The sequence below is a fragment of the Amycolatopsis suaedae genome (assembly GCF_004214935.1).
Taxonomy (GTDB): Bacteria; Actinomycetota; Actinomycetes; order Mycobacteriales; family Pseudonocardiaceae; genus Amycolatopsis; species Amycolatopsis suaedae.
The window spans coordinates 74,914-91,881 of record NZ_SFCC01000010.1; the positions used below are offsets into that span (position 1 = coordinate 74,914).

Consider the following 16,968-nt stretch of genomic DNA (forward strand, 5'->3'; position numbering starts at 1 on the left):
AAACTGTGCGGACCACCACTCTTGTGGTTAGGTAAGCCTCCCTTTACCGTACTCGCGTGTCCGTCACCCCGCCACGCGCCGATGTCGGCGTGTCCGCACGTGAGATCGATGTCGCCTACGGCAGCGACGTCGTCGTGCACGCCGCGTCGATCGCCCTGGAGGCGGGGACCGTCACCGCGTTGATCGGCCCCAACGGCAGCGGCAAGTCGACGCTGCTGCGGGCGCTGGCGCGGCTGCACCCGCCGACCGCGGGCCAGGTCACCTTCGCCGACGGCGCGGATCTGCGCGCACTGTCCGGAAAGGACATCGCGCGGCGGATCACGATGCTGTCCCAGCAGCGCACAGCACCCGGCGGCGTGTGTGTCCGCGAGCTGGTCGAGTTCGGCAGGCATCCGCACCGCTCCCGCTGGGGCGGCCGCGATCCCGAAGGGCCCGCCGCGGTGGAACGCGCGATGGCGCTGACCGGCCTGTCCCCGATCGCCGACCGGCCCGTCCAGGCGCTGTCCGGCGGTCAGGCGCAACGGGTGTGGCTGGCGAGCTGCCTCGCCCAGGACACCGCGCTGCTGCTGCTCGACGAGCCCACGACCTTCCTCGACCTGCGTTACCAGGTGGAGATTCTCGACGTCATCCGCGACCTCGCCGACGAGCACGGCGTCGGGGTCGGCGTGGTGCTGCACGACCTCGACCAGGCGGCCGCCGTAGCCGACAGGGTGCTGCTGCTCGAGGACGGCCGGGTCACCGCGGAGGGCACCCCCGCCGACGTGCTGACCACCGCGAATCTCACCCGTGCCTACGGCATCCGGGTGGACGTGGCCGTCGACCCGGCCGACGGGCGCATCCACACCCGCGCCGTCGGCCGCTTCAACGACGTCGGCGTCCGCGCCGCGTCGGCCTGAGTAACAAGGAGAAACATGCGCATCACCAGGGTGGTACTCGGCCTGACCGCGGCCGTCACGTTCCTCGCCGCGGCCTGCGGCACGACCGAGCAGGCCACGGGCAACCAGCCCGCCGCACCGGCCGGCGGCCCGATCACGGTCGTCGACTCGCGGGGCAAGGAGGTCAAGCTCCCCGGCCCGGCCAAGCGGGTCGCGGCCACCGAGTGGAACGGCGTCGAGCACCTGGTGTCGCTGGGTGTCATGCCGGTCGGCGTCTCCGACATCAAGGGCTACGGCCAGTGGGTCAGCGCGGCACCGCTGGACGGCACGCCGAAGGACATCGGCACGCGGGGCGAGCCGAGCCTGGACACCCTGAGCACGCTCGGCCTCGACCTGGTGGTCGTCACCGACAGCCTCACCGAGGGCGCGCTGGAGCAGATCGAGGCGAAGACACCGGTCATCGTGCTCAGCGGCGGCAACGCCAAGGACCCGGTGGGCGGGATGTACGCGGGCCTGGACATGGTCGCCAAGGCCACCGGCACCGAGGCGAAGGCCGCGCAGCTCAAGACCGAGTTCGAGCAGAAGGTCGCCGCGGGCAAGGCCGAGGTGGAAAAGCTCGGCGCGGCCGGCCAGAAGGTCGCCTTCTCCGACGCCTACGTCACCTCCGGCTCGGTCAGCATCCGGCCGTTCACCAAGGGTTCGCTGGTGGCCGAGGTCTTCAACCGGATGGGCCTGCCCACCGCGTGGACGATGGAGGGTGACGCGCAGTACGGCCTGGCGCAGGCCGACGTCGAAGGGCTGACCCAGCTGCCGGACGTGCGGTTCTGGTACATGGCCAACAACTCCGAGGGCGACCCGTACGCCAAGGAACTGGCGAACAACGCGATCTGGAAGAACCTGCCGTTCGTCAAGGGCGGCAAGGTGCACCGCTTCCCGGACTCGCTGTGGATGTTCGGCGGCCCGAAGTCCATGGAGCAGTACGTCGACGCGGCCGTCGCCGCACTGAAGAAGTAAGTCCACAGTGGACACGCTGGCGCCGCCCGCCGTCGCGATCCGGCGCCGCGGGCGGCTGACGGCCCTGGTGGCCGGGCTCGGCGTGCTGATCGTGCTGGGCTCGGCGGTGCACCTCACGCAGGGCACCGCGAACCTGGACGCGTTCGACGTGCTGGGCCTGGCGTTCAGCGGCGACTCCGGCGATGCCGCGGTGCTGCTGGAGTCGCGGCTTCCCCGGCTGCTCGCGGCACTCGTCGTCGGTGCGGCGCTCGGCGTGGCGGGCGCCGTGCTGCAGTCGGTGTCCCGCAACGTGATGGCCTCGCCGGACACGCTCGCCGTCAACGCCGGAGCGCACCTGGCGATCGTCGCCGTCACGGCGTTCGGCGTGACGCTGCCGCTGCTCGGGACGGCCGGTGTCGCGTTCGCCGGTGGCCTGGGCGCGGCCGTCCTGGTGCTGGCGTTGTCCGGAACCGGCGGGGTCGTACGGCTGGTGCTGGCGGGCACCGCGATCGCGCTGGCGATGCACTCGGTGACCCAGGCACTGCTGATGTTGTTCGCCATGGAGACCCGCGGCCTGTTCGCCTGGGGTCAGGGCGCGCTGGACCAGAACGGGCTGGGCGGCATCGCCACGCTCGGCCCGGTCGTCGGCGCGACGCTGGTGATCCTGCTCCTGCTGGCCCGCCGGCTCGACCTGATCTACCTCGGTGAGGACCACGCCAGGACGCTGGGTGTCCACGTTGGACGGATCCGGTTCACCGCCATCGCGCTGGGCGTGCTGATGGCGGCGGCCGCGGTGACGCTGGCCGGCCCGATCGGCTTCGTCGGGCTCGCCGCGCCCGCGCTGGTCCGCCTGCTCGCCGACGTCGTGCCGGGCCTGCACCGGCACGCGGCGCTGATCCCGGTCTCGGCCGCCATGGGCGGGGCGCTGCTGCTGGGCGCGGACCTGCTGATCCGCACGATGGTCACCGCACAGGGCGCGCTGAGCATCCCGACCGGTGCGGTGACAACGATCCTCGGCGCGGTCTTCCTGCTGGTGCTGGCCCGCAACGTCCGGGTCACCGCGACCGCGACCGAACCGCCCGCCGCCGGTGCGCGGGGCGGTGTGAGCGCGGCACGTTACCGGCTGATCCTGGGTGTCCTGGTGGTCACCGCGGCCGCGTCGGTCGTCGGCGCGCTCCTGCTGGGCGACGCGAAGCTCCTGCTCGGCGACGTCGTCAACTGGCTGAGCGGGCAGGCGGGCCCGATCGTCACCAGCGTCATGGAGAACCGGGCGCCGCGGGTACTGGCCGCGTTGCTGGCGGGTGCGTCACTGGCGCTGGCAGGCGGGCTGATCCAGGCTGTCGCCCGCAATCCGCTGGCGGAGCCGGGAATGATCGGCGTCGTCGGCGGGGCGGGCCTCGGCGCGGTCGCGGTGATCACGCTGGTATCCGGCGTGGGGTTCTGGACCCAGGCCGGTGTCGCCGGTCTCGGTGCCGCACTGGCGATGGCCGTGGTGTTCGCGCTCGCGGCGCGGGGCGGTTTCGCCAGCGAACGGCTGGTGCTGATCGGATACGGCATGCACGCGGGCACGCTGGCCGTGGTCACCGTGCTGATCACGCTGTCCGACCCGTGGAACGAGACGAAGGCGCTGACCTGGCTGGGTGGCTCGACCTACGGCAGGACGTTCGAGCACCTGGTGCCGATGATGCTGGTGTTGCTGCTGGTGCTGCCGGTACTGATCCGTACGCGTGGCGAACTGGACCTGCTGTCGCTGGACGACGAGACACCGCGGGTACTCGGCGTTCCCGTGCCGGGCGCGCGGTTGCTGCTGCTGGCGTGTGCCGTGCTGCTGACCGGCGCCGCGGTGGCCGGGGTGGGTGTGATCACGTTCGTCGGGCTGGTCGCGCCGCACGCCGCGCGCGCGATCGTGGGCAGGCGGCACTCCCGCATGCTCCCCGCCGCCGCGTTGCTGGGCGGGATTCTCGTCTGTGTGGCGGACACCGTCGGCCGGACCGTGCTGGCGCCGGGGCAGCTGCCCGCCGGCCTGGTGACCGCGATCATCGGCGTGCCGTACTTCGTCTGGCTGCTCTACCGCAATCGCGCTGCCCGCTGAACGCAACCTTCCGCCGTGGTGAACGTCTTACCAAGTGACAGGACGTTCCGGGAGACACCAACTTCCGGAACCACACGCACGGAAGGAGCCGATCATGACGAGGACCACGGTCCGCCGCACAATCGCCGTCGCTGCCGTGCTGGGCGCCGCCGCGACCACCACCGTCCTGACCACCGGAAGCGCCGCGGCCGCACAGCCGTGTGCGCCGGGCCAGCTGACCGCCTCGCTCGCCCCGGGTGACCCGGGAGCGGGCCAGCGCTACGGCTACCTGACGCTGACCACCAACACCGGTCAGACCTGCCAGCTGACCGGCACCCTGCCGATCTCGCTGTCCGGGGCGCCGCGCATCGAGACCGTGCCGCAGGAGGGCACCGAGGTGCCGACCGTCGAGCTCGCGCCCGGCCAGTCCGCCCACGTGCTGCTGCACTGGACCGGCATCGCCGACCGCGCCGACCAGGACGTTCCCAGCAGGATCACCGTGGACGTCCACAATGGACACATCTCGACGCCGTGGACGCTCGGCTCGATGGACGCCAGCCCCGAGGCGCACCAGCTGCGCTACGGCCCGGTCCAGGCCGGCCCCGGCGGCATCGGCCACTAGACGGCCCCAAGGCTCGTGATCTCACGTGAGGGCCCCGGCAAGTCCGGTCGCGGGCACGTGAGGTGGCTGGTCTCGAGCGTGGAACTCGCGTGCCGGAACGCAGAACTCGCGGTCGGGAACGCAGAACTCGCGTGCGTGAGCGCAGAACTCACGATGTGGACGCCAGTTCTCACGTCGTGCCGGTCGCCCGCGCGAACGGGCCGTTCACGCGAGTCGTACGTTCTGGGGCGCGAGTCGTAGGTTCTGACGCGCGAGTTGTACGTTCCCGCCCGCCTGGTCCCACTGTCCGGCACGCCGATTCCAGATAGCGAGACCAGCCCCGTCCTCGCCTGGCCGAACGGGCCGCTCGCGCGACCCTGCCGGGCCGCGAGTCTCGTCCTCAGGAACGCGAATCACGCGCTCCGGACCACTCGACTTTGCCGGGGCCCTGACGTCTCACGTGGTGAAGGTGGCCTTCACGTGCTTTGGGCCTACCGCGCAGCCGGGAAGGTCAGCTTCGCCAGGGCGTCGACGAGCGGCGCCAGTTCGGGCAGGCGCTCGGCCTCGCCGAGCGCCGCGGACAACGCGGCGTCGTGGGTCGGGCGCGCGTCGGCCAGCAGCGTCTTACCGGCATCGGTGACCTCGGTGTAGATCCCCCTGCGGTCGGTCGGGCACAGGTACCGCTGCAGCAGGCCGCGGTCCTCCAGCCTGCTGACCAGCCGGGTCGTCGCGGACTGGCTGAGCACGACGGCACTGGCGAGCTGGCTCATCCGCAGGTGGAAGCCGTCCTGCCGGGTCAGCACGTCGAGCACGGTGTACTCGCTCACCGACAGCCCGTGCTCCTTCTGCAGAGCCCGTTCGAGCCGGTCCTCCAGCCGGGCGTGCAACGCCGCCAGGGTGCGCCAGCCCTGCGCGCGTGCCTGCACGGCGTCTTCCGGCAGTGACACGGTTCACCACTCCTCACAAGTCGAGCCGCGCTTCCATGCGTGGTACGGTATACGGCGTCTGCAAGTATCGGCTTACGCCGGTATTCTCCTGATACAAGACTACGTGAGATGTGAGGCTCCGTGGACACGATCACACTGAACAACGGGGTCACGATGCCCCAGCTCGGCTTCGGCGTCTTCCAGGTGCCCGACGACGAGACCGCGGCCGCGGTCACCGCCGCGCTGGAAGCCGGTTACCGCAGCATCGACACCGCCGCCGTGTACGGCAACGAGGGCGGCGTCGGCCAGGCGATCAGGCAGTCCGGCATCCCGCGCGAGGAACTGTTCGTCACCACGAAGCTGTGGAACGCCGACCAGGGCCACGACGAGACGCTGAAGGCGTTCGAAGCCAGCAGGCAGCTGCTCGGACTGGACTACCTCGACCTGTACCTCATCCACTGGCCGGTGCCCGAGCGCGACCGCTACGCCGACAGCTGGAAGGCGCTGGAGAAACTGCTGGCCGACGGCCGGGTGCGCGCCATCGGCGTCTCCAACTTCCAGCCGTCGCACCTGCGCAGGCTGGCCGAGGTCAGCGACGTCGTGCCCGCGGTCAACCAGATCGAGCTGCACCCGTACCTGCAGCAGGCCGAGCTGCGCCCGTTCCACGCCGAGCGCGGGATCGTCACCGAGGCGTGGAGCCCGCTGGCCAAGGGCGGTGACCTGCTCGCCGAGCAGACGATCAGGTCGCTGGCGGACAAGCACGGGCGCACGCCCGCGCAGGTCGTCCTGCGCTGGCACCTGCAGCTCGGCAACGTGGTGATCCCGAAGTCGGTCACGCCGTCGCGCATCCGGGAGAACCTCGACGTGTTCGGCTTCACGCTCGACGCGGACGACCTCGCCGCATTGTCCACTCTGGACCGTGACGTGCGGACCGGCCCGCATCCGGACACCTTCAACGTCGTCTGAAAGGACTGATCATGCAGCTGGACCTCTCCGGCAGGACCGCGCTGGTCACCGGCTCGACGCAGGGCATCGGCCTGGCCATCGCCACCGGGCTGGCGAAGGCCGGTGCCAGGGTGGCCGTGAACGGCCGCGGCGCCGCCGGCGTCGACGCGGCCATCGAGAAGCTGATCGAGGCCGTACCGGACGCCCAGGTGATCGCCGCCCCGGCCGACGTCGCCGCCGACGACCGGATCACCGAACTGGTGCCACACGTCGACATCCTGATCAACAACCTCGGCATCTTCGGCGCGCAGCCCGCGCTCGAGGTCACCGACGAGGAGTGGCGGCGGTACTTCGACGTCAATGTCCTCACCGCGGTCCGGCTGACCAGGGCCTACCTGCCGGGCATGATCGAGCGCGGCTGGGGCCGGATCCAGAACATCGCCAGCGACTCGGCCGTCGTCATCCCGGCGGAGATGATCCACTACGGCGTGTCCAAGACGGCTCTGCTCGGCGTGTCCCGCGGGTTCGCCAAGGAGGCGGCCGGCACCGGCGTCACCGTGAACTCGGTGATCGCCGGGCCGACCCACACCGGTGGTGTCGAGGACTTCGTCTACCAGCTGGTCGACCGCGACCTCCCGTGGGACCAGGCGCAGCGAGAGTTCATGCGGCTGCACCGGCCGCAGTCGCTGCTGCAGCGGCTGATCGAGCCCGAGGAGATCGCCAACCTGGTCGTCTACCTCAGCTCGCCGCTCGCGTCGGCGACCACCGGCGCCGCGGTGCGGGTCGACGGCGGTTACGTCGACTCGATCGTGCCGTAACCCGGGCCAGTGAGGGAGCAACCCGCACGGGACAGGTCCAGCCTCGACCCGGCGGTCAGGCAGGCCGAGAGCAGGTCGACCTGCTGGCCGTAGGCGCGGCCACGCACGGCGGTGACGGTCCCGTCCCCGGCCACCTCGCAGGGGTTGTCGTCGGTGCACCGCGCGCCGTCGCGGTTGTGGGTGCCGTGGATGCCCACGACGGTGCTGCCGTCAGCGGCCAGCAGGGCGGATCCGGACGTGCCGGGCCACGGGGTGCACGCCTCGCCCGCGGCGTAGCGGATGGAATCGTCCTGCTGGTAACCGCCCTCGCGCAGGTGCGGGACGATCGCCTCGGCCGAGCACGCCATCCGCCTGCTGGTGTACGCCAGGGTCAGCGGGTCGCCCGCGCGCACGGGGTCCGCGGTGAGCCGGAAGACCTTCGCCCCCTCGGCGGCCAGCTGCGCGTACGTCCTGTCCAGCCGGTAGAGCGCGACGTCGGTGCCGGTCATCGTCGCGTACACCAGCCGGTTCGCGCGGGCGGTGACCAGCGGATAGCCCTGCCGGTCGGCGATGGGCGCCGGGCGGTCGGCCGGACGGTCCACGAGCGCGGTTCCGGGTGCGGGCCGCTCGCCGTGCACACAGTGGCCGTTGGTCAGCAGCAGTGCCGGATCGTCTTCCCGGGCTTCGGGACCGCGGACGACCGATCCCACACAGCCGTTCAGATCCACGGCGCCCTCGACGTTCGGGATCTCGTCGTCGGGCGGCACGTTGGTGCCGCTGATGATGCCGTTGATCCAGCCGGCGTGCCGGGTGACGTCGGTGAACAACGTCGGCGCGTTCGGGCCACCGGGCCCGCTGACCACCCCGGCCAGCGTCCACCCGTCGCCGTCGCGGACGAGCGCGGGCCCACCGGAGTCCATGTTCCCGGCCGCGACACTGCCGTCGCGGCTGCCGATGCACAGCTCACCGGTGGGAGCGGCGGACGGGCAGGCCGACAGCGGCTGCACGACGGTGTCCGCCTCACGCAGCCGCGTCGGGTAGCAGGACCCGTCCTCGCAGGTCATCCCCCAGCCCATGATGCGGACGGGCGAGTTCTCCGGTGGCGTCGCCGACGCGATCCGGACGGGTTCGGCCTGGACGGGCGTCGCCAGGTGCAGCAGGGCGAGATCCTTGCCCCAGAAACCGCCCTCGTCCTTACTGGTCGCCAGCCGGTAGTAGTGGTCGACCTCGACGACCTCACCGCCGGACGTGGTGTCCAGCGACCCGATCCGGAGTTTCCAGCCACGCGGGACCCCGACCTTCGCGTCGGTCGGGTTCTTGCCCGCGCAGTGGCCGGCCGTCAGAACCCAGTGCGGCGCCAGAACTTCCACTCCGCAGCCGTGACCGTCCGGACGGGGCGGCGCGGGGTAGGCGGGCTGGAACGAGCCCATGAACGGGTAGGCCACCGGCGACTCGACGCCGCCGATGATGGCCTGCGTGGGCAGGGCGGTGGCCAGCAGGAGTATCGCGGTGAGCAGCAGACTTCGCATGCGGCTCACCCTGCTGGGCCGATGTCCGCGTGGGTCGACCGTCCTGTCGCGATCTTGTGACGGCCGGCTAACCCCGGGTCAGGCCGGAGAGGATGCGGCCGAGGATCTCCGGGTCGTTCTGCGTGTAGACCTCGTCGTGCACGGACTCCGGCACCACCGAGCGACGGCCGTCGCGCCGGGGCAGCGTCACCGACGTCGCGTTCACGCCACCGGGCAACGCGAGTTCGCACCACACCATCTTGCCGCGCGCGCCGTAGGACTCGATGCCGCTGCGGGTGTCGCTGTACGCGGGCGCCTTCGCGTGCGGGCGCATCGGCTCGTCGTCCTCGACCTCGACGGACAGGTGCTCGCCACGCAGGCGCAGCCGGACGGTCAGGAAGTGCGGCGAGGCCGGGTTGGCGTCCTCGACCACCGCGGACACCAGGTCGCACGCCATCCGTTCGACCCGATCTCGCAACATCGACAGTGACCACTCGCGGAGGGTGAAGCGAACGAACAGCGCCGTGCAGTTGACGGCGTTGGGCAGCGCCACCAGTCGGAGGTCGTCTACCTGGGCGGTGTGTGTGGTCACCGGAATCCTTTCCTCCCGCGCGGCCGAACCGCCCCCCCACACGACCAGCCGAGACCGGCATACTGCCAACTCCCCCGCGCCCGCGTCCACCCGGCCAAACCAATTTTTCACAACAAGTCGATCTCCGCCGACGACCGTCAACATGACACTAGAACAAATGTTCGATCATGAGGTATCGTGGCCGCCATGTCCGCAGCTCTGCAGGGTTCCCTGTTCGACTGCGCCGGCCAGGCCGGGCTCGGCGACCTCGCCTCCGCCGAGCGCACCGACCTCGGCGCCGGCGCCTGGATCGACGTGCTCCCGGGCTGGCTGACCGGAGCCGACGCCCTGTTCGACCGGCTGGTGAGCGACGTCCCGTGGTACGCCGAGCGGCGGCGGATGTACGACCGGGTGGTCGACGTACCGCGGCTGCTCTGCTTCTACCGCGAGGGCAGCCCGCTGCCCGACCCGGTGCTCACCGACGCCATGGCCGCGTTGTCCGCGCACTACGCGGGCGAACTCGGCGAACCGTTCCGCACGGCCGGTCTGTGTTACTACCGCGACGGCCGCGACAGCGTGGCCTGGCACGGCGACACGATCGGCAGAGGCAGCACGGAGGACACGATGGTCGCCATCCTGTCCGTCGGCGCGCCACGCAGCCTGCTGCTGCGCCCCCGCGGCGGCGGCGATCAGCTCCGCCGCGCACTGGGCCACGGCGACCTGCTGGTCATGGGCGGCTCCTGCCAGCGGACCTGGGAACACGCGATACCCAAGACCAACCGGCCGGTCGGGCCGCGGATCAGCATCCAGTTCCGCCCACGCGGCGTCCGGTGATTCAGGTCACAGTTCGAAGACGAGACGAGCGGCAGGAACGCGGCCTCGGAAGACTCGGGGCATGTTCAAGAAGCTGCTTGCCGCCGTGGGTGTCGGCGGAGCCGAGGTCGAGACCGAGCTGCTCACCGCGGGCGTCCAGCCCGGCGGTGTCGTCCGCGGGGTGATCCGGCTACGCGGTGGCAAGGTGCCCCAGGAAATCCCCGGCGTGCTCGTCGAGTTCGTCACCCGGGTCGAGCACGAGGGCAAGGACAGCGAGGTCGACCTGATGCGTGGCTTCGGCCGCACCCGGGTCGCCGGCGCGGTGAACCTCCCGCCGGAGCAGGTCGTCGAGTTCCCGTTCGAGCTGGTCGCACCACTGGAAACCCCGATCACCTTCTACGACAACCGGCACCTGCGCGGCACCCAGGTCTCGGTGCGCACGATCCTGGAGATCAGCGGCGCCATCGACGCCACCGACACCGACCCGATCGGCGTCGGCGCACTGCCCGCGCAGCACACGATCCTGGCCGCGATCGAGGGCCTGGGCTTCCGCCTGCACTCCGCCGACGTCGAAGCCGGCCGCCTGCGCGGCGTGCGCACCCAGACGCTGCCCTTCTACCAGGAGATCGAGTTCCACGGCTCCCGCCGCTACCCGCGGCTCAAGCAGCTCGAGGTCACCTTCGTCGCCGACCAGCACGGAATGGACGTGATCCTGGAGGGCGACAAGAAGGCGGGGCTGATCAGCAGCGGCCGTGACCTGGTCAACCTGCTGCGGGTGGACTACGCGCAGGTCGACCAGGTCAACTGGGCCGCGGAACTCGACGGGCGGCTGTCCTCGATGGGCAGCGGCTGGCTGTAGGGCTCAGCCCGGACGGTGCAGCGGCCCGTCGTAGAGCAGCTTGCCCGCACCGTCGTAGACCTTGGCGTGCATCGGCGGCAGGTCGGACGAGTTGTTCGGGCCGGGCACCCGGACGTTCTCGGGCTGCCACAGGGCGAACGACCCGTTCGCCACGGCAACCTCGACCGGCGCCCGGTCGCCGAACGCCAGGGTCATCCGCGTCGCCCCGGCCGGGACGACCCCGGTGATCACCTCCTCCGCCATGGCATTGCCCTCTCCCCCCGGCGTCGCGGTGATGTTCACCGTGTCGTACGCGATGACCCGCACCGGCGGGCCGTCACCGAGCGGGAGCGTCATCGCGTGCTGCTCCCGGACGTTCACGTCCGTGGTCGCCATCGAGAGTCCCTCGGCGCAGGTCACCCACGCTCCGTCGGCCCTGCCGGTCACCAGCCGCCCGTATCCCTTGCTGAGTAGCACCCCCGGCTCGTAGCTCTGCGGATCGGACACCGGCCGCCTGGATTTGGCGAGGCAGTCCCCGAGGAACCGGCCCGCCTCCGACACCCGGTCCACCGGCGCCACCGGACGGTCCTCAATGGACACCAGCGGCGCGGGTGCGGGCGGGAGGTTGACCGGACCGGCCGGGTTCGGCTGGGCCTCGCGATACGGCGCCACGGCATACGTCGTGCCCTCCGGCCGCTCGCTCACGGCGGTGGCGAACAGGCCTTCGCCGACGGGGATGCCACCTTCGGCACTGCTGCCCCCGGCGTGGAACGCGTGGACCATGACCTCGTCCCAGCCCGGATCCGCGACACCGGCGACGATGCCGTTGGCGCTGGCCAGCAGGACGCCCGTCCTCGTGCCCGGCGCGTAGCCAGGGGTGGCGCCGGGGTCGCTGACGGTCACGGTGGTCCGGGTCGTCACGCAGAACAACGGCTTGCCGTCGACCCGGGCGGCCACCACGGTCGGCTGCAGGTAGTGACTCTCGGCCACGGTGAACACCGGGACCCAGGTGGACCGGTCCGGAAGAGTCCTGCCCGACGTGCGTACCGCGGCCCAGCACCGGTCCAGCTCCCTGGCGGCCAGCGCGGCGTCCAGGCCGGGGCCCTGGATGATCTCGCGTGGTGGCGGCGGTGTCGCCACCGGCTCCGGCTCGCCGAGCTGGGACACCACCACGGCACCGCTGCCCGCGAGCACCACGACGGCCGCCGCGGCGGCGAGGTGCGTGCCGCGACGCGGCCGCCGGTTCATTCCCTCGTCCAGCTTCGCCCGCATCCGTTCGCGTACCGCGTCCGGCAGCACACGGCGCTCGGGCAGCTTCAGGTCGTTCACTTCTCCTCCAGCCGGCTACGCAGGCGCGCGCGGGCGCGGGACAGGTTGGTGCGCACGGTGACCTCGGCGGTGCCGAGCAGTTCGGCGACGTCTGCGGTGGGCAGCTCGCCGAGCAGGCACAGCTCGGCCACCCGCCGTTGCGCCGCCGGCAGCTCCCGGATCGCGGCGACCACCGTCGTCAGGCGCCGCTCACCGTCGAGCCGGTCGGCCACCGAGTCGGCGTGATCGGGATGGTCGCCTGCCGGCGGCACCTTACGCAGCAGCCGCAGCCTGCGGGCGCCGCTGCGGCGCTCGGTGCGGGCCAGGTTGCCCGCGACGGCGTACAGCCACGGCAGCGCGGAGTCGTGCACGAGGGTGACTCGCTCACGCCTGCGCCACGCGGTGAGGAACGTCGCCGACGTCAGGTCCTCGGCCTGCGCCCAGGACCCGGTCAGCCGGTACGCGTGGTTCCACACCGCCTGCGCGTGACGTTCGAAGAGCTCGCCGAACGCCGTCCGGTCGCCTCCCGCCGCGCGCCCCCAGAGTTCGGCGTCGGCCGATGGCTCACCCACCGTGCCCGCCGACATGTTCGCAGTGGTCGTCACATCCGGGTGTTGCCGGCACGAGCGGCAGTGTTGCAGCCCGGCCTAGGTGGTGTCCTCCTGAACACGGGTGACCAGCTGGGTCGGGTTGACGAACCGCAACGCGATCAGCAGCAGTACCAGCATCGACGCGGTGTAGATGGTCGCCATCGCGTCGACCGACTGGTTGGCCCTGATCCCGGCGGCGAACACCGAGTTGTACAGCGCGACGACCAGCGTCGTGCTGTCCGGGCCCGCGGTGAGGAAGGTCAGCTCGAACATGCCGACCGTGCGCACCAGCACGAGGATGCCCGCGGCGAGGATCCCGGGCAGCAGCAGCGGGGCCAGGATGCGCGTGAACACCGCCGTCGTCCGCGCGCCGCTCATCCGCGCCGCCGCCTCGATCTTCGGGTCGATCTGCTCGATGAACGGCGTCATCGTGAGGATCACGAACGGCACCGACGGCACCAGGTTGGCCAGGATCACGCCGGTCAGCGATCCGGCGAGCTGGAACTTGTACAACACGGTCGCCAGCGGGATGCCGTAGGTGATCGGCGGAACCAGGATGGGCAGGACGAACAGCAGCATCAGCGCCTTCTTGCCGGGGAAGCTCCGCCGGGCCAGCGCGTACGCGGCCGGGACGCCGATCAGCAGGGAGACCGCGATGACCACCAGCGCCACCACCGCCGTCACCAGCAGCACCTTGGACAGGCCGAACTCCCGCCAGGCGTCGCCGTACCAGTGGGTGGTGAACCCCTCCGGCAGCCAGGTGCCGAACCAGCGCTGCCCGAACGAGTCGACGACCACCGAGGCCACCAGCGCGATCAGGTTGACGAAGAAGAACGCCACCACCGCCCAGATGATCCAGCGTCCGGGACTCATCCCTTACCTCCGGTCGCGCCGCGGTAGAGGCTCGCCCGCCAGGCCATGACCAGGCCGATGATCACCAGCATGACCACCGCCATGATCATCGCGATGGCCGAGCCCATCGAGTAGTCGTACTCCTGGAACGCCGCGTCGTAGGCGGCGATGGAGATCACCCGCGTCGACCCGGCCGGGTCACCGACCAGCTGGGCCGAGGGGAACACGGAGAACGCCATCACGAACGACAGGCAGAACGTGATGGCCAGCCCGGGTGCCAGCAGCGGCAACGTGATCCGGCGGAAGCGCTGCCACCAGCCCGCGCCGAGCGTGGCCGCCGCCCGCTCCAGCGACGGGTCGATGCCGGACAGGTAGGACGTGGTCAGCAGGAACGCGAACGGGAACCCGGTGATCACCAGCGACAGCAGCACACCGGTGTAGTTGTGGATCAGCGGCAGCGGGGCGTCGATCAGCCCGATGCCCCGCAGTGCCTTGTTGAGCCAGCCGGCCGGACCGCCGTACATGATCAGGCCCTGTGCGGTGAGCACCGTGCCCAGCGTGATCGGGACGACGAGAATCGTGGTGAGGAGCCGTTTTCCGCGCATCTTCCCGCGCATGACGTAGGCGATCGGCACCGACGCCAGCACGTTGATCAGCGTGGCGGGCAGGCTGATCGCCAGCGTCGTCCACACGGTGTCCCGCAGGTAAGGCTCGCTGAGGAACCGCGCGTAGTTGGCGAACGGGCCACCGCCCGACCGCGGCGCGAACGACAGCTGCAGCCCGTACAGGAACGGGTAACAGAACAACGCCACCGCGAACGCGACCGCGGGCGCCAGCAGCCACAGCGTGCGGTCGACGCCACGTTCGGCGAGCCGGTGCCGCAGGGTCGCGGTCACGGCGCGAACACCAGCACCCGCTCGGCGGGCACGCTGATCCGCACACTGTCCCCTGAGGACAGTCGCTTGTCGGTGCGAAAGTACACCGGCTCGCCCCCCGGCAGCCGGGCCGAGACCGACAGCTCCCTGCCGTGGTACTCGACGATCTCGACGACCACCTCGGCACTGTTGCCGGCGGCGTCACCGACGACGAAGTCCTCCGGCCGGATCGCCGCGACGGCCTGCCCCTCGCGCAGGCCGTCGCGGTTCGTTCCGGTGAGCCGCACCCCGTGTCCCTCGACGACCACCCCGGTTTCAGTTCCTTCGACGACGCCGAGCCGCAACAGGTTCCGGTATCCCATGAATCCGGCGACATATCTGTTGGCAGGCTGCGCGTAGACCTCCTCCGGCGTGCCGACCTGCTGCACGGTGCCGTCACGCAACACGACGAGCCGGTCGGCCAGCGACAACGCCTCCTCCTGGTCGTGGGTGACGTACACGGTGGTCAGTCCCAGCGTCTGGTGCAGCCTGCGGATCTCCATCCGCATCTCCAGCCGCAGCTTCGCGTCCAAATTGGACAGCGGTTCGTCCATCAGGACCAGCGGCGGCTCCAGCACGATGGCCCTGGCGATGGCGACCCGCTGCTGCTGGCCGCCGGAGAGCTGGCCGGGGTACTTGCCGGCCTGGTCGGTCAGCTGCACCAGCCGCAGCGCCTCGTCGGTGCGCCGCGCCAGTTCGGCCCGGCCGACCCTGCGCATCCGCAGTCCGAATGCGATGTTGTCCCGTACGGAGAGGTGCGGGAACAGCGCGTAGTTCTGGAACACCATGCCGAAGCCGCGCTGCTCGGGTGGCAGTCCGTCGATGCGCCGGTCGTCGAGCCAGATCCCGCCGCCGGTCAGCGGGAGCAGGCCGGCCAGGCAGTTCAGCGCGGTGGACTTGCCGCACCCGGACGGGCCGAGCAACGCCACGAACTCGCCGCCTGCGATGGTCAGGTTCAGCTCGTCCAGCGCGGTGTGCGTGCCGAACCGGCGGCTCACGCCCGCCAGCCGCAGCTGCGTGAAATCCCCGGTCACTTCTTGACCTTGCCGCCGCCGACTTCCCTGTTCCACCGGTCGAACGCCTTGACCTGCTCGGACGCTGACAGCGACGGCTGTTTCGGGTACTGCTCGATCCACCGCTCGTACTCGGGCCTGCCGAACCGCGCGATGACGTCCCTGCTCTCCCGCGGCGCCATGTCCAGCGTCACGCCCTTGACCGCCGGGCCGGGGTAGAAGTAGCCCTTGTCGTAGGCGATGGCCTGCTGGTCCGGCTTGAGCATCCACTGGATCAGCAGCAGGATCGCCGACAGCTGGTCGGCCGACAGCCCCTTGGGCACCAGGACGTACTGGGCGTCGGTCACCCAGGTCATCGGCTGCATCATGCCGACCTTGACGGTGTCCGGCACGGTGCCGAGCACGCGCGGGTTGATGTCCCAGCCGGTGGTCGACATGACCATGTTCACCGAGCCGGACGCGAGGTTCTTCATCACCTCGGTGGTGCCCGACGGGTAGTAGTCGACGTACTGGCCGAGCTCCTTCAGGAACGCCCAGGTCTTCTCCCAGCCGTTCTCCGGGTCCTTCGGGTTGACGTCACCGAGCAGGTAGGGCAGGCCCATCAGGAAGGTCCGGCCGGGGCCGGAGTTGGCCGGGTTGGCGTACTGGAACCTGCCCGGGTTGGCCCTGGCCCACTCCAGCAGCGTCCGCGGCGAGTCCGGGACCTGCGGCACCGCGGCCGGGTTGTACTCCAGCAGCGGGCCCGACGGGTAGTAGACGACCTCCACGCCGTGGCCGTCGGCCAGTTGCTGCATGGCGGCCGCGGGTGGCAGGTAGTTGTCCAGCAGGCCGGGGAACCGGTCGGCGAAGTCGGGCAGGATCTTGGTCAGCACGCCCTGCGCGATCCCGGCGGACAGGCCGTCGGTGCCGCTGAGCACGAGGTGGGTCTGCGCCACGCCGCCGTCCTGCTCGGCCTTGAGCTTGCCGGCCATCGACGGTGCCGGCGCGGTCGAGTAGGTGATGTTGCCGATGACGTCGGGGTTGGCCGCCTTGAAGTTCTCGATCATCGGCTTGGTCAGCTGCAGGTTGCCCGCGATGTCGAGGATGTTCAGCGACACCGGCGCGCTCGGCTTGGCGGGCACGGAGCCCGCGCCGACCTGCTCGGCCTGCTGACCACCCGGTGCTCCGCAGGCGGTGGCGATCAGTCCGGCGACCGCGACGAGGGCGACGATCCGGGGTCCACTGCGACGGTGCATGGCTCTTCCCTCCGTGCCACTGGTGTGCCGCATCATATATCAGATTTCACACTTCGGTGACCAGCACCACTAGGCCGTCAACAGGCCGTCAACGGCAGGCGCGGAGGCGTCAGTAGAC

Annotated in this window: 17 protein-coding genes; 8 read left to right on the forward strand and 9 right to left on the reverse strand. The window is 70.8% G+C overall.

From position 1 onward, the window contains the following. Positions 1–56 precede the first annotated feature (56 nt). The 4 genes from EWH70_RS20320 to EWH70_RS20335 all read left to right on the forward strand — a co-directional run bounded on the left by EWH70_RS20320 (position 57) and on the right by EWH70_RS20335 (position 4,561). Entirely contained in the window at positions 57–896 is an 840-nt protein-coding gene (locus tag EWH70_RS20320) for an ABC transporter ATP-binding protein (protein WP_130477052.1), read from the forward strand. Positions 897–911: 15 nt separating this feature from the next. Continuing rightward, positions 912–1,889, forward strand: a complete 978-nt coding sequence (locus tag EWH70_RS20325; RefSeq protein WP_130477053.1) for an ABC transporter substrate-binding protein — start codon at positions 912–914, stop codon at positions 1,887–1,889. 7 nt (positions 1,890–1,896) lie between these two features. Beyond that, positions 1,897–3,960, forward strand: coding sequence for an iron ABC transporter permease (locus EWH70_RS20330; protein ID WP_240687099.1), 2,064 nt, complete (start codon positions 1,897–1,899; stop codon positions 3,958–3,960). Positions 3,961–4,054: 94 nt separating this feature from the next. Next, positions 4,055–4,561, forward strand: coding sequence for a DUF4232 domain-containing protein (locus tag EWH70_RS20335; protein ID WP_130477054.1), 507 nt, complete (start codon positions 4,055–4,057; stop codon positions 4,559–4,561). Between the two features lie 470 nt (positions 4,562–5,031). Here the strand turns inward: EWH70_RS20335 and EWH70_RS20340 are convergent, their stop codons facing one another. Next, the gene (locus EWH70_RS20340) at positions 5,032–5,487 is read right to left on the reverse strand and encodes a MarR family winged helix-turn-helix transcriptional regulator (protein ID WP_130477055.1); all 456 of its coding nucleotides are present in this window, start codon (positions 5,485–5,487) and stop codon (positions 5,032–5,034) included. A 153-nt stretch (positions 5,488–5,640) separates the two neighbouring features. Between EWH70_RS20340 and EWH70_RS20345 the strand changes: the two genes are divergently transcribed. Continuing rightward, entirely contained in the window at positions 5,641–6,432 is a 792-nt protein-coding gene (locus EWH70_RS20345; protein ID WP_130477267.1) for an aldo/keto reductase, read from the forward strand. A gap of 11 nt (positions 6,433–6,443) precedes the next feature. Then, entirely contained in the window at positions 6,444–7,229 is a 786-nt protein-coding gene (locus EWH70_RS20350; RefSeq protein ID WP_130477056.1) for an SDR family NAD(P)-dependent oxidoreductase, read from the forward strand. Here EWH70_RS20350 and EWH70_RS20355 read toward each other — a convergent pair. Beyond that, a complete protein-coding gene (locus tag EWH70_RS20355) occupies positions 7,205–8,737 on the reverse strand; it encodes a trypsin-like serine protease (protein WP_130477057.1) in 1,533 nt (510 codons plus the stop codon). The two genes, EWH70_RS20350 and EWH70_RS20355, sit on opposite strands and share 25 nt — an antisense overlap. A 67-nt stretch (positions 8,738–8,804) precedes the next feature. Next, positions 8,805–9,308, reverse strand: a complete 504-nt coding sequence (locus tag EWH70_RS20360; protein ID WP_130477058.1) for an ATP-binding protein — start codon at positions 9,306–9,308, stop codon at positions 8,805–8,807. 186 nt (positions 9,309–9,494) lie between these two features. On the opposite strand from EWH70_RS20360, the gene EWH70_RS20365 reads away from it, so the two are divergent. Both EWH70_RS20365 and EWH70_RS20370 read left to right on the forward strand, forming a co-directional pair. Continuing rightward, complete coding sequence (locus EWH70_RS20365) at positions 9,495–10,121, forward strand: alpha-ketoglutarate-dependent dioxygenase AlkB (protein WP_130477059.1); 627 nt, start codon at positions 9,495–9,497, stop codon at positions 10,119–10,121. Between the two features lie 61 nt (positions 10,122–10,182). Beyond that, positions 10,183–10,959 (forward strand): sporulation protein, encoded by a 777-nt coding sequence (locus EWH70_RS20370; protein WP_130477060.1) that lies wholly within the window; start codon positions 10,183–10,185, stop codon positions 10,957–10,959. A gap of 3 nt (positions 10,960–10,962) precedes the next feature. On the opposite strand, the gene EWH70_RS20375 is transcribed toward EWH70_RS20370, so the two are convergent. From EWH70_RS20375 to EWH70_RS20400, 6 genes are read right to left on the reverse strand one after another with little or no spacing between them, the layout of a single operon-like run. Next, a complete protein-coding gene (locus EWH70_RS20375) occupies positions 10,963–12,267 on the reverse strand; it encodes a hypothetical protein (protein WP_130477061.1) in 1,305 nt (434 codons plus the stop codon). Then, entirely contained in the window at positions 12,264–12,833 is a 570-nt protein-coding gene (locus tag EWH70_RS20380; protein ID WP_130477268.1) for an RNA polymerase sigma factor, read from the reverse strand. Before EWH70_RS20380 ends, EWH70_RS20375 begins: the two co-directional genes overlap by 4 nt. Positions 12,834–12,893: 60 nt before the next feature. Then, positions 12,894–13,709 carry an ABC transporter permease gene (locus tag EWH70_RS20385; protein WP_130477062.1) on the reverse strand — a complete coding sequence of 272 codons (816 nt, stop codon included), beginning with the start codon at positions 13,707–13,709 and terminating at the stop codon, positions 12,894–12,896. Further along, a complete protein-coding gene (locus tag EWH70_RS20390) occupies positions 13,706–14,584 on the reverse strand; it encodes an ABC transporter permease (protein ID WP_130477063.1) in 879 nt (292 codons plus the stop codon). The genes EWH70_RS20385 and EWH70_RS20390 overlap by 4 nt, the downstream gene beginning before the upstream one ends. Then, positions 14,581–15,636, reverse strand: coding sequence for an ABC transporter ATP-binding protein (locus EWH70_RS20395; RefSeq protein ID WP_130477064.1), 1,056 nt, complete (start codon positions 15,634–15,636; stop codon positions 14,581–14,583). Before EWH70_RS20395 ends, EWH70_RS20390 begins: the two co-directional genes overlap by 4 nt. Beyond that, on the reverse strand, positions 15,633–16,850 hold the full coding sequence (locus EWH70_RS20400) for an extracellular solute-binding protein (protein ID WP_130477065.1): 1,218 nt from the start codon (positions 16,848–16,850) through the stop codon (positions 15,633–15,635). Before EWH70_RS20400 ends, EWH70_RS20395 begins: the two co-directional genes overlap by 4 nt. Positions 16,851–16,968 lie beyond the last annotated feature (118 nt).

What these genes read in the sequence shown, in the direction of transcription:
- EWH70_RS20325 (WP_130477053.1), top strand. Translation starts at nt 912, where the DNA reads ATGCGCATCACCAGGGTGGTACTCGGCCTGACCGCGGCCGTCACGTTC.
- EWH70_RS20335 (WP_130477054.1), top strand. Translation starts at nt 4,055, where the DNA reads ATGACGAGGACCACGGTCCGCCGCACAATCGCCGTCGCTGCCGTGCTG.
- EWH70_RS20345 (WP_130477267.1), top strand. Translation starts at nt 5,641, where the DNA reads ATGCCCCAGCTCGGCTTCGGCGTCTTCCAGGTGCCCGACGACGAGACC.
- EWH70_RS20350 (WP_130477056.1), top strand. Translation starts at nt 6,444, where the DNA reads ATGCAGCTGGACCTCTCCGGCAGGACCGCGCTGGTCACCGGCTCGACG.
- EWH70_RS20355 (WP_130477057.1), bottom strand. Translation starts at nt 8,737, where the DNA reads ATGCGAAGTCTGCTGCTCACCGCGATACTCCTGCTGGCCACCGCCCTG.
- EWH70_RS20365 (WP_130477059.1), top strand. Translation starts at nt 9,495, where the DNA reads ATGTCCGCAGCTCTGCAGGGTTCCCTGTTCGACTGCGCCGGCCAGGCC.
- EWH70_RS20370 (WP_130477060.1), top strand. Translation starts at nt 10,183, where the DNA reads ATGTTCAAGAAGCTGCTTGCCGCCGTGGGTGTCGGCGGAGCCGAGGTC.
- EWH70_RS20380 (WP_130477268.1), bottom strand. Translation starts at nt 12,833, where the DNA reads ATGTCGGCGGGCACGGTGGGTGAGCCATCGGCCGACGCCGAACTCTGG.
- EWH70_RS20385 (WP_130477062.1), bottom strand. Translation starts at nt 13,709, where the DNA reads ATGAGTCCCGGACGCTGGATCATCTGGGCGGTGGTGGCGTTCTTCTTC.
- EWH70_RS20400 (WP_130477065.1), bottom strand. Translation starts at nt 16,850, where the DNA reads ATGCACCGTCGCAGTGGACCCCGGATCGTCGCCCTCGTCGCGGTCGCC.